The following is a 12,619-nucleotide window of genomic DNA, read 5'->3' as shown; positions in this document are numbered from 1 at the left end:
TAAAGATCAAACAAGTAAACTCCGACGCTCCTATGGGAGAAACCCTCTTGTACCTGCTTACCTGAAGCGGTAGAACGTATATTTTTTAGTCAGGTAATGTGTATGGGAAAAGTTATCCTCCATCGTTGAGGAGATGATAGAAGATGACTTTTCAGGCCAGGTTATGGCTTTATACCAAAGGCATATGGAGCTGATTTTCAGTGCCTTTGAGGTGCTATTCGACCAAGGTTATTTTTTTGCCATGGCATATTAGCTGGAAAGAGACACTTTAATATGAAGCTTGTAGTTCGCTTGATCGCCGGGATAGTGGCCGGTCTATTAATAGGTCTATATGCGCCGGAATTTATCAGTCGGCTGTTTATCACCTTTAAAGCCATATTCGGGCAATTCATTTCATTCACGATTCCGCTAATTATTCTGTTCTTTATTACGAGTGGCATTGCCGGTCTAAAGCAAGGCGCAGGTAAGGCTCTGGGTGTTACTGTGGGTGTTGCCTATCTTTCCACTATTGCCGCAGGCACACTGGCTTTCTTTATCGCCAGGGTAGTCGTACCTGAATTGACCGGCGGTACCGAGGCGCTTGCTTCCGGGGAAGGTGCAGGCCTGGCGCCTTTCGCTTTTGCGGCAAGCCTTGAAATTCCGCCTTTAATGGGCATTATGACGGCACTGGTTGCTGCCTTTATGTTTGGTATTGGTATTTCTGCCGCAGGCAGTTCAACCCTGAAAAAAGTCGCTGACCAGGGACGTGATATTGTCGAGCTAGTGCTGTCAAAGGTTTTAATTCCTCTACTGCCTCTTTATATTTGTGGCGTTTTTGTGGGCATGACTGTTGAAGGAACAGTGTTTGAAACCCTTAAGACCTTTGGTGTTGTTCTGATCCTTGCCTTATGTGTTCACTGGATCTGGCTGGCCGTGTTGTATACTGCCGCCGGGACTATGTCTGGCCGTAGCCCTGTGCGTATGTTGAAAAACATGTTGCCAGCCTACTTTACAGCAGTGGGCACTATGTCCAGCGCAGCAACTATTCCTATCACTGTTAACCAGAGCCGTAAAAACGGTATTGATAACAATATTGTTGATTTTGCAGTGCCTCTGTGTGCGACCATTCACCTTTCAGGCAGCGTCGTGACTCTGGTGACTTGTTCTACTGCCGTTATGATGCTTTCAGGTATGGGGCTGCCTGATTTGTCCACCATGTTTACTTTTATTGGTTTACTGGGTGTGACCCTGATCGCGGCGCCTGGCGCACCCGGTGGCGCGGTTATGGCAGCGCTGGGCGTGCTGGCTTCTGTGCTCGGCTTTGGAGAATCCGCCATTGCCCTGATGATTGCTCTTTACCTGGCTCAGGACAGCTTTGGTACTGCTTGTAATGTGACCGGTGATGGTGCCATTGCGGCTCTGGTTGAGTGCTTTGCGGGTGACTCCCTGAATGATACTGATGAGGCTAAGAAGTCTGGTAATGCCATTGTCAGCTAGTATTCTTTAAAATAATGAAGACCCTGCATAAGGATTTATTGCAGGGTCTTTTTTGTTGGAAAAAACTCATTGTAAGAGCAGATTGAATATCTCTTTTTGGCATCTAGGGGGCGTTCTCAATTAGACATGTGACCAGCCAGCCGTGATGAGCGCCAGGCTAGGCGCGAACTGCGCAGTGTGGTTGTTCCACATAAGCAGTGAGCAACGCGGCATGGCGCTCATCACGGCTGGCCCTTCGGGTTCCTCACACAGGCATTCATGCCGCGTTGTACGACTTGAACAGGGAACCACCCTGCCCTGCGTCGTACGCCTTGCCTGAATGCCTGTGTGAGGAACTGGTCTCATGACTAATTGAGAACGCCCCCTAGGTTTAGTTCCAGTTTTATTCTCTATCGAGTGCCTTTTTGATAGCAATTTGTATGTGATTATACCGCGAATGGTTAGTTGATTTAGATCAATATTCGGTGAATCCGGGTTTGCATTAGTTTCTATTTATTGTCAGTTTTGCAATCTGTGATTATTGATGTTTGGCATAAAAATATGCAATTAAACGTCAATAGTCCCTAAAGGCTGTCGACTTATTTGTGCCAGCAGTCTGATAACAGGCAAATGCTTTAAAATTTTATAGGGCCTGAAATTATTATCAGATTGTATTCCGTGTGGTGGCTCCTGTTTGTTCTAATACACTTTTCCACACTTTTATATCAATATAAGCGGGTATTTATTGTTGTGGTGTATGCTGGCTGGGGCGCTGTTATTTTTAATTTGTGGAGAAACTGCTTCTTCCGCAAAGAATGGAACACTTTATGAGCTCAGTAAAGCAAAAGTCAGGGCTGTTTTCGCGGTGGAAAGCTCTGCCGCTATGGGTGAAAATTATGGTTGGTATGGCAGCGGGCCTTCTAACCGGATTTCTGCTTGGTCCCAAGGCGACAGTCTTAAAACCGTTGGGAGACCTTTTCCTTAATGGTATTAAGATGCTGATCGTCCCTCTGGTTTTCTGCTCCCTGGTGAGCGGTGTTACAGCAATGAAAGATACCAGTACCATGGGGCGTGTTGCTCTAAAGTCTATTGTCTTGTATTTGGCTACTGGCGCTATAGCGATTTCATTGGGCTTGGTGATTGGCTATTTCTTTGCTCCTGGCGAGGGTATGCACATGGTCGCCCAAACTCAGGAGGCTGTGAATAAAGCTCCATCCATGATTGATACCCTGGTTGCCATGGTTCCACAGAATCCTTTAAAAGCAATGGTTGACGGTAATATATTACAGACTATTGTATTTGCCATTGCTGTGGGTATCTCTATCAGTCTGCTGGGCAAAAAGGCAGAGCCTATGCAGAAGGTTATTGAGTCTGGTGCAGAAATTATGTACCGGCTGACGTCTATGGTGATGAGCTTTGCGCCTTATGGCATTTTTGGTTTGATGGCATGGGTTGCAGGTTCCTATGGGCTTGAGGTTCTGCTGCCTCTGGCAAAAGTTATTGGGGCTGTTTATGTGGGTAGCCTGCTTTTGATGTATGGTGGCTATAGCTTGATTCTGATGGCCAAAGGCCTGAGTCCCAGAGGCTTTTTCCGAGGCGTCCTGGATGCCCAGACCATTGCTTTTAGTACCTCCAGTAGCTCCGGTGCCTTACCTGCCAGTATGCACTGTGCAGAGAATAAGCTGGGTATATCCAAGAGTCTGTGCAGTTTTGTGCTGCCTTTGGGGGCGACTGTTAATATGAATGGTACTGCCCTTTACCAGGGTGTTTGTGCGCTGTTTATTGCCCAGGCATTTGGTATTGATCTGGCATTTAGCGACTATGTTACCATTATCTTTACATCAACCCTGGCAGCGGTAGGTACTGCCGGTGTTCCGGGAGCGGGCCTGATTATGTTGAGTCTGGTATTAACCAGCGTGGGCTTGCCAATGGAAGGTGTTGCGTTGATAGCAGCTATTGACCGGATTCTTGATATGGCTCGTACCTGTGTCAATGTAACGGGCGATATTATGGTGGCAACCTTGATTGGTAAGGGAGAAGGTGAGCTGGATCAGGCTTGTTATAACAGTGCGGGAGAAAGTGAATCCGGTTCTGCTCGGGTTGTCATGGGTTAATTGATAAAACATCAACAGCCCTTAATAAAAAAGCCTGCATAACACGGGCTTTTTTGTTATTGAATTACGGTTAACGTGAATGAAACTTAATAAACAGACAGATTATGCGCTGCGCATTCTCATTTATTCGGCACTGGAACCTGGTGAAAGGCTGTTGTCGATTCAGGAAGTTACCGATGTTTATGATTTCTCTCGAAATCATGTTATGAAAATTGTACAGAAGCTTGGGCAGTTAGGGTATTTAAAAACAGTTCGGGGAAAGGGGGGAGGCTTTCATATAGGTAGAGAAGCCATCCATATTAATCTGGGTCAACTGGTACGTGATATGGAAAATTCGCTAGCATTGGTGGACTGTGCACAGCCTGCCTGTCAACTATCTCCCGGGTGTCAGCTGAAACATGTATTGGCGGAAGCCATGGAAGCATTTATGGGCGTGCTGGATAAGTATACATTGGATGATATGATCCATAATCGCAAAGAGTTGGTGCAGTTGTTAGCTATTGCCTGATTGCATAAACCTGGGAAAATAGGGAGGGAGTAATAGAAAATAAAATCTCTCACTATTTCCCCTTCCCTCTAGCTGTTTTATACAGTCAGAACTATTTTGCCTGTAGCCTGACGGGAAGTTAACCGTTCATGGGCCTTGGCAACCTGCCAAATGCTGAAGTCAGATGCATCAATAAGGGGGCTGATATATCCCGTATCGACGAGAGTTGCAATTTTTTCCAGTATTTCCCCATGGCGTTTACGACCAATGCCGTGAAACAGGGGTATAGGCTGAAGCACGCTGTGAAAACTCAGCCCTTTTAGTGCAATGGGCAACGGGTTTTCAATGGGTAGAACTGTTGCTACCGCGCCGTTATAGCGCACAGCATTAAAACTGTTGTCAATATTTTTGCCCGCTACAGTATCGAAGACTGCATCAAATCCCATATCATCTGTGTATTTTTTTACATAATTGGCAACGCTTTCCTGCTTATAGTCAATGACATGGTCAGCGCCCAGTTGTTTAACCGTATCCAGGTTTTGAGTGGATGCTGTTGAATAAACGGTTGCTCCAAGGTACTTTGCCAATTGAACGGCAATATGACCAACACCTCCGGAACCCCCATGAATCAGTACCGAGTGATTTTCACCAATTTTCAGCTTGTTGACCAATGCTTCCCAAGCCGTAATAGAGACTAAAGGCAGCGCCGCAGCTTCACGCATGCTCAGGCGTTTGGGTTTATGGGCAATAAGGTGGGCATCAGCCAGCATAAACTCGGCCAGTGCTCCATCTATTCCGGCAATACCTCCGGCACAGCCATACACTTCATCTCCCACTTTAAACCGGGTTACGCCTGTACCGACTGCTGCGACAATACCTGCTACATCGCCGTGAAGTATTTCGGGAAGGTTGGCAGACCAGGGTGTTTCCACAGAACGCAGCATGGTATCCAGTGGGTTAACGCTGGTGGCTTTTACTTCTATAAGAATATGACCGGCTTTGATTTCAGGTTTTTGTCGTTCTGTTTGGGTAAATACGTCTGGCCCACCAAGACCGCTAATGGTCATTGCTTTCATATCAAATAAATCCAAAGATGTATCAACTAAAGTTAGGGACTATCTTACGGTCAGCCGGACTATTGAATAAGTCACCGCAGAGCAAATGATCTTTGCGTATAATGCAAAACTGAAAAATCTGTGATTGATTGTGGTGGTGTGGTAAGTGATTAGCAGGCTTCATTATTTTAATTTGGTGGTAGAGTCGGGCAGCTTCTCGGAAGCAGCGCGTATTCTCGATGTCCAGGCTTCTTCAGTATCACGGCAGGTTGTTGCCCTGGAGCAGGAGCTGGGAGTCCTGTTGCTTAATCGAACCACACGGAGTCTTGGGTTAACGGAAGCTGGTCGTAAATATTATTCCTACTCCCAGCGTATTGTTGCAGACCTTGACGAAGCGCATCAAGCGGTTACCAATCTACAGGAGCAGCCAAAAGGCGTGCTTCGGCTGAGTGTAACCGTTGCTTTTGGCGAGTATGCTGTGGTGCCTTTCTTGTCATCGTTTATGGAAACTTACCCGGATATTACGGTTGAGCTGGAACTCACGGAAAGGGTCGTCAATCTGGTAGAAGAAAATATCGACCTGGCTATTCGCAGTGGCAAGCTGGCTGATTCCAATATGGTGGCTACCAAGTTAATGGAAAATCACTTTATTCTCTGTGCCAGCCCTGAATATTTGAAAAGCAACGGGGTTCCGGATTCTATAGAAAGCCTGAAAAGGTTTAACTGTATTCGTTATGGTTATGCAGGTTGGCATAATTGGTATTTGCTAGGTGATAAGCCAGAGAAAATTGAGGTTTTAGGTAATCCGGTCGTCAACACTGTCACCAGCCAGCATAAACTGTTGCTGTCTCATACGGGGTTGGCGTTAATGCCTTCATGGGCTGTTAGGGACGATCTGCGAAGTGGTAGACTGGTTCGAGTGTTGGAGCAACTTAAGCTAAGCCCCTACCCATCTGAAAGTGCGACCTACGGGGTTTATCTGGACCGGCGGTTTATAATGCCTAAAGTAAGAGCGTTTTTGGATTTTATTAAAAAATGCTCTTCTTAACTAGGGGGCGTTCTCAATTAGCCATGAGACCAGTTCCTCACACAGGCATTCAGGCAAGGCATACGACGCAGGGCAGGGTGGTTCCCTGTTCAAGTCGTACAACGCGGCATGAATGCCTGTGTGAGGAACCCGAAGGGCCAGCCGTGATGAGCGCCATGCCGCGTTGCTCACTGCTTATGTGGAATAACCACACTGCGCAGTTCGCGCCTTGCCTGGCGCTCATCACGGCTGGCTGGTCACATGTCTAATTGAGAACGCCCCCTAAGCTATTGAACTTCAAGTTGCAATGGCTGTTCACCTTCATAATCGAGTCCATAAGTTGTAGTTGTTGTTATTGGGTGAATATGAGGCACTGTATTTGGTGGGGCTGTGAAAAAGGTTATCTCTTCATTTTCATCTCTATTAAATGGGTACACTGAAATACTTGCAGTGGCAAAACCACTGCTTGGTGGAGCTAAAGGGTCTTGGGTGTGAATGGTACAGTTTGTATCTTGTAATCGGTTGGTCACGTGACTGCGGAGCATAGGTTGATTTGGAAAACTGTTATACATATTTTGATACTTATTATCATCAAATAAAAATGTATGGGAGGGATATCCATGTGCATACTGTTGCAGGTTGCCAGAAGTTATATGATTCTCAAAAATATATAATGCTGTGAGTGTAATGTGTTTTTCGAAATTGTTCATAAATTGATTTAAAACGTGTCTGCTATTGTCAAACAGGTTGAAATAAATTATCTGCCCTTGATAAGTGGTGTAATAAATGTTGTAAATACTGTAGCCTGGATAAAAATAATTGACTGTAATAGGGGGGTGAGCTTTACGTTGTATTAAAAATGGCCTGCAGAATTGTTTATGGGATAGCATATCTGGTTCATCTAGAACTGAACCTAAAGATCGTCGAAAAAGATCTTCCAGGCTTCCATCACGTGAGGTGGGGGATAGGGGGGCAGTATAATTTTGATTCGGATTTTGCTCTACGTATAGATATAGAAGATACTGATGTTCAGATACGTGGAAGCTGATAGAGTACCTGTGTTGCCCAGGAAATGAATGATTACAAAAAAAGGCGCCTTCAGGTAAAGCGCCTCTGCTTGATACATCATTATCACTGAAATGGCTAAATGATGAACCCAGCTGATTTAAATGAGATAGCAACTCCCACTTGGATTTATTTAGATCATCTGGTTTACTATCACTTTGTAGAAAATAGCCATTGAATACATCAATGAGAAGTCCAGCCTGATTTAAGGCTTCGTCATCAAGGGTGTTTTCCCCATACCTGGGTAACTCAGTGGTGTAATCACCTAGCGGAAAGCTAAAAACGGCGACCTCTCTTATCATTTCATTGTCGATTAATAAGTAATCTTAACTTTAGAGTTAGTATGACATGAACGTTTGGTTATATTTTAAAAATTGTGTGCAAAAATACATCCAAACGTTTTTTCAGATTCGGTATTATTCTTGATTATTGCGTTGTTGCCGCTATTTATGCCGCTTTTTTCTTTTCTTTGACTATTCCGTCAGTCAAACTATTAAAATTGAACTCATATTTTTGGCTATATCGGTTCCAGCCCTCACGAATAGGTAATCTGGGGATAATTCCTGCGAGTGCAAATCTTAGCATGCCAGCGGTGGTTGTATCCTGATCCCGCCAAGGAATCCTTGAAATGCCCACGCTTGCTTGATTTTTACAGACGGTCAACAGTTGCAATAATGCGTATCCAGCCATCTTCAGATGCATCCACCGCAACAGAGTTCTCAGCTTTTGCTGCCATAACTGGCGGCAACCAAATGAATGTTTAATTTGCTGAAACATGGGTTCAACCGGCCATCTTTTCGCATAAATACGAAGGATGTCTATACCTTCAAGTCCAGTATTGGTTGCAATGAATATACGGCTTTCTGTCAGTCCTTTATCATTTTCAAACCGACCCCAGACAACCCGAACCTTGCGGCCTTTCAGGAAGCGAGCCCGACATACCCGGGTGCGATAACGTATCTTTCGAAATCTGCCGTATATTCTTACGGTTGTTTGATATTCCGGTAGCTTCTCCACTTCCGGGGGCGTCATTTTGATGCCATACTTTTTGGGTCGCCCACGTTTTTTTGCAGTGGACTCCAACGGTAAGGCATACAATGCCCGGTTTAACGGGATTTGCCCTACTACTTCATAGCCCATTTCCAGAACGGGTTGCATTAGCGTCCAGTTCATATACCAACAGTCTGTCAGCAAGCGCAGTCCTTGCACCTTCACCTCTTGCCTCACTACTTTTAGCATGGCAACAGCGATTTTTAGCTTACTGGCATTGCCTGAAGCAGGAGATGGAAAGGAAAGCACAGGGATGGCAGTAAATACTTCATCTTTAGCCCGCTCAAATACAACAGCCAGGGATACCCAGCATTGTCCCCAGATATACGTTGGCCGGTTCCTTTTTTTACTGTGCTGGTGATGGGTTCGGCAAGCGGGAGCCTTGTCAGAAAAACGCTCCACCACCCAATCATCAAGACCAATGTTGATAAGTTCACCCCGTGGTACTTTTGAGCATACCAGCTGAATGAGCCGGCATGCGAGGCTCCTCCACCGCCACTTGCCTTGAGAGAGCCAATGGTGGTAACTGCTCCATACGCATTGAAAGTTATTAATAGATAACAGCGCCTGAGTGACAAAGCCTTGCCCGGATAGCATGCAGCCAAAAAGAAGTTCGCAGAACGTAGGTACTGCTGTTGGGGATAGCGCTGAAGCAAGAAACGTTGTATATAAGGCAAGCTCCCGGAGGATCTCTTTATGATCTGAAGTGAGCATAGCAACCATCTTTGTATTTTGTTTGGAGATGGTTGCTATTAACCGATTTCAGATGAAAATCGTACTATTGTTCTTTGGTAACTCTAAAGTCGAGTTAGTAGAAGAGTGCATGCTTTTAAAAAATATTTTGTCATGGTTTAGACTTCCTACAAGTTGTGGATTGAGTGTAATTGTATTGGTAGCTAATGTATGTCCCTTATAGTATTGCAAGGAGTCACAATACAAGGCTTATGTCCAAATTGTCGGCAATAGCCTGGTTGGTAAATGCGACTGACATAATATATAGAAGAAGGTCGCTTGGTTATAAAGAATCTTATTAAACTTATTTTAAATTAAAAAATGCTGCTATTATTTTTTGGTTGTTTGGTGATAGTGTTCGGTTTGTCAGCCTAATAGCGTAGTTAGAGCGTGTGATTGGTATTAAAAATAAATTTATCATAGTAAAATTAACGCGAAGTGGAGATGATTAGCGTTTGATAATATAGATGAATCGATTTTTTTTACATGCTTCTTTGAAGTTGATGTAAGAGTGCTTGGGCAGGGTGTGGAATATTTGTATCTCCATGCCGCTTCACCTGACTTCTGCAAGAATACCCGGTAGCCACTAACTTTCCCTCGTTTTCTGGGTTTTGCACAACGGCTTTCCAGCTTAAGTCATATAGCTTCTTTGAGGTCTCCTGATTGCGGGTCTCATGACCATAAATGCCGGACATACCGCAGCAGCCTGTGGGCTGGTAATCCAGCTGTAGCCCACAAGCCTGATAGAGTGCTTGCCAGTGGCCTATAGAGGCGGGGGCGTTGGTGGCTTCAGTGCAGTGACTTAGCAGTGTGTAATGGCCCTCTAAGCTCAGGTTTAACTTACGGATAGTCTCCAGCTGGCTGGCAAACCATTCGGAGAGGAGTTGAACCTGAGGGGCAGCACTTCCCATGACTTCTTTATACTCATCCCTGTATGTCAGGGTAACTGCCGCATCAATGCCCACTAAAGGAATACCGGTTTGAGTGAGTTGATTGAGTTTTGAACCATTGATTTTAGCGACCTTATGGAACCGCCCCAGAAAGCCATAGACATGCAATACTTTGCCATTGGATTTAAAGGGGACAACAAGAGGCCGATAGCCCAAACGAACCAGTAACTCCACGAGGTCGGTCAGCAGTGGTGTCTCGAAAAAGCTGGTGAAGGCATCCTGTACAATAATGACCGTTTTCTGTCGTTCTGAAGGGGGCAAGGCGCTCAGTACTTTGCTATTGGCAATCATGGCGCCGGAATGACAGCAATCCTTTAATGGTGAAGCACTGGTTATTGCAGGCAGGTCCTGTAGTCCTGTTATGCGTGCCGAGAGTGTATTACCTGCTGGAGACTGTGAAATTTTATTATATAGCCGTCGACTTTTAGCCAGAACAGGCAATAGTGGTTCCAGCAGGGCAGCCAGATGGTGTTTTAAGGGTCTGAAGTAACGATTGTGGTACAGCTCGAAATAACGGGAGCGCAAGTCCGGTATGTTCACCTGTACCGGGCACTGACCGGCACAGGATTTACAGCTCATACAGCTGTCCAGTGCCTGATAGACCTCATGATTAAAATCTTGTTCACCCCGCCATTTTTGCCAACTGTTTTTGGCTTTTTGATAGCCTGTTGAAATGAGTCCGGAAATAGGGATTGATTGCCGGATTGCATGGGTTTCCTGCTGGATATCAAGCCCTTTTGCAGATTGAAGCCTTAGCCACTCCCTGACCAATCCGGATCGTCCTTTGGGGGACTGGATACGGTCATGGCTGGCTTTCCAGGTGGGGCACATGGCACTATTTGGACTGTAGTTAAAACAAGCGCCATTACCATTACAATGCATACCGCTGATAAAGGTGGAAAAAGCCTGTTTTTCTATAGTGCGATCATATTGCCCGCGGGTAGGCACACCATCGATTTTAAGAAGTTGGATGGAATCATCAGGGGTCGCAGGTGTGGCAATTTTTCCGGGATTTAACCGGTTATGGGGATCAAAAGCATGTTTTATTTGTTGCAGGGCTGGATAGAGGTCTGCGAAGAATGCGGGTGCATACTCAGATCGAATACCTTTACCATGCTCTCCCCAGAGGACTCCGCCATGTTTTTGTGCTAAAGCGGCCACCTGGTCGCTAATGGAGCGAACCAGCACTTCCTGCTCCGGGTCTTTCATATCAATGGCGGGTCGTACATGGAGTACGCCAGCATCTACATGACCAAACATCCCGTAGCGTAATTCGTGCTTATCCAACAAGGCACGAAACTGTTGGATAAAATCTGCCAGATTTTCCGGTGGCACAGCAACATCTTCCACAAAGGGGATTGGGCGTGCCTCGCCGTCCATATTGCCTAAAAGGCCGACGGCCAGTTTTCGCATATTCCAGATTTTTTTAACGTTACCGGAACCCCTGGCGATGCTATGTCCTTGTCGTTGAATTACAGAAGGTCTGTTAAGTTCAATTCTAAGCCGTTTTATCCCCGACTGGATTTCTTCTTCAGAGTTACCGGTAAACTCCACAAAGTTGATACCATCGACAGTGTCACTGTTTTCAGGGAAAAAGGGTTTTACGGATTCCCAGACACTGCTGGTTTTTGCCAATCCCAGCACTTTTGAGTCAATGGTTTCAATGGAACCAGGCTGGGCAGCCATCAAAGACCGGGCATCCTGTAATGATTCCTGGAAACTACGATAAAATACCAGAACCAGGGCTGAAGCCTTGGGTATGGGGAGCAGGTTAACCTTGATCTCGCTTACCATAGCCAGGGTGCCTTCAGAACCACAGAGAATGGCATTCAGGTCAAAGTCACCTTGAGGGTTTCGAATATTGGCCAGGTCATAGCCGGTCAGGTTGCGGTTCAGTTTCGGGAAAACCTCGGCAATCCGGCTTTTTTGTTCTTTGTGGATGTCTGAAACCGTACGGTGAATAGTCCCTATAATGTCCTGCCGCTCGCAGTACTGGTTGAGGGTTTGATTATCAATGGGTCTGGATTGCCAGATAGTGCCATCCGCCAGTACCGAGGTAAGCTCTAAAACATGATGTCGGGTTTTTCCATAAACCACAGAACCCTGGCCACTGGCATCAGTATTCACCATCCCGCCAACGGTGGCACGATTGCTGGTGGAAAGCTCTGGTGCAAAAAACAGTCCCTCTCTAGCAGCCAGTTCATTTAGATAATCTTTTACCACACCGGCTTGCACCCTGGCCCAGCGCTCTTGAGCATTAATTTCCAGTACCTGATTCATATAGCGACTGGTATCCACCATAAAACCACGGGTGAGGGACTGGCCATTGGTTCCAGTGCCTCCTCCCCGGGGGGATAGCACAATGGCCTTAAAATCAGGTTGGGAGGCCAGCATTAAGAGAGTGCTAAGGTCTTCTGTGGATTTTGGATAAAGCACACCTTCAGGCAGTACCTGGTAAATAGAGTTGTCGGTGGCAAAAACGGTGCGATCAGCATAGCCCAGTTCAATATCACCCTTGAAGCCCTGTTGAGCCAAGTTGTCAGCAAAGTTGAGGTAGAGTGTATTTGTTGTTTTATGATCTAGCCTGCTGATCACTTTTACCCACTCCTGGTGACTGGTGTATAGCGGACTTCATTGTAATGGAAAAAAAAAAGATCAGCTAGTGATTGTTCATGTATTCAATA

General features: G+C 45.7%; 8 protein-coding genes. 4 read left to right on the top strand and 4 right to left on the bottom strand.

Going from position 1 to position 12,619, the window contains the following annotated elements; translation table 11 throughout:
* Positions 1-273 precede the first annotated feature (273 nt).
* The 3 genes from MJ595_RS23025 (at position 274) to MJ595_RS23015 (ending at position 4,077) form a co-directional block, all read left to right on the top strand.
* Entirely contained in the window at positions 274-1,476 is a 1,203-nt protein-coding gene (locus MJ595_RS23025) for a dicarboxylate/amino acid:cation symporter (RefSeq protein ID WP_263080467.1), read from the top strand.
* A gap of 806 nt (positions 1,477-2,282) precedes the next feature.
* The gene (locus tag MJ595_RS23020) at positions 2,283-3,569 is read left to right on the top strand and encodes a dicarboxylate/amino acid:cation symporter (RefSeq protein WP_263080466.1); all 1,287 of its coding nucleotides are present in this window, start codon (positions 2,283-2,285) and stop codon (positions 3,567-3,569) included.
* A gap of 79 nt (positions 3,570-3,648) precedes the next feature.
* A complete protein-coding gene (locus MJ595_RS23015) occupies positions 3,649-4,077 on the top strand; it encodes an Rrf2 family transcriptional regulator (RefSeq protein ID WP_263080464.1) in 429 nt (142 codons plus the stop codon).
* Between the two features lie 77 nt (positions 4,078-4,154).
* Here the strand turns inward: MJ595_RS23015 and MJ595_RS23010 are convergent, their stop codons facing one another.
* On the bottom strand, positions 4,155-5,132 hold the full coding sequence (locus MJ595_RS23010; RefSeq protein ID WP_263080463.1) for a zinc-dependent alcohol dehydrogenase family protein: 978 nt from the start codon (positions 5,130-5,132) through the stop codon (positions 4,155-4,157).
* A 145-nt stretch (positions 5,133-5,277) separates the two neighbouring features.
* Here MJ595_RS23010 and MJ595_RS23005 point away from each other — a divergent pair, with 145 nt between their 5' ends.
* Positions 5,278-6,159, top strand: a complete 882-nt coding sequence (locus MJ595_RS23005; RefSeq protein ID WP_263080461.1) for a LysR substrate-binding domain-containing protein — start codon at positions 5,278-5,280, stop codon at positions 6,157-6,159.
* 266 nt (positions 6,160-6,425) lie between these two features.
* On the opposite strand, the gene MJ595_RS23000 is transcribed toward MJ595_RS23005, so the two are convergent.
* From MJ595_RS23000 to MJ595_RS22990, 3 genes are all read right to left on the bottom strand, one after another.
* The gene (locus tag MJ595_RS23000; protein WP_263080459.1) at positions 6,426-7,505 is read right to left on the bottom strand and encodes a hypothetical protein; all 1,080 of its coding nucleotides are present in this window, start codon (positions 7,503-7,505) and stop codon (positions 6,426-6,428) included.
* A gap of 145 nt (positions 7,506-7,650) precedes the next feature.
* Positions 7,651-8,976, bottom strand: coding sequence for a transposase (locus MJ595_RS22995; protein ID WP_263078492.1), 1,326 nt, complete (start codon positions 8,974-8,976; stop codon positions 7,651-7,653).
* Positions 8,977-9,467: 491 nt separating this feature from the next.
* Positions 9,468-12,530, bottom strand: a complete 3,063-nt coding sequence (locus tag MJ595_RS22990) for an FAD-binding oxidoreductase (protein ID WP_263080458.1) — start codon at positions 12,528-12,530, stop codon at positions 9,468-9,470.
* Between the last annotated feature and the right edge of the window lie 89 nt (positions 12,531-12,619).

Source organism: Endozoicomonas sp. Mp262 (assembly GCF_025643335.1).
GTDB lineage: Bacteria > Pseudomonadota > Gammaproteobacteria > Pseudomonadales > Endozoicomonadaceae > Endonucleibacter.
Note: the sequence above shows the minus strand (reverse complement) of the source record. Positions and strands in the feature narration are given on the sequence as shown.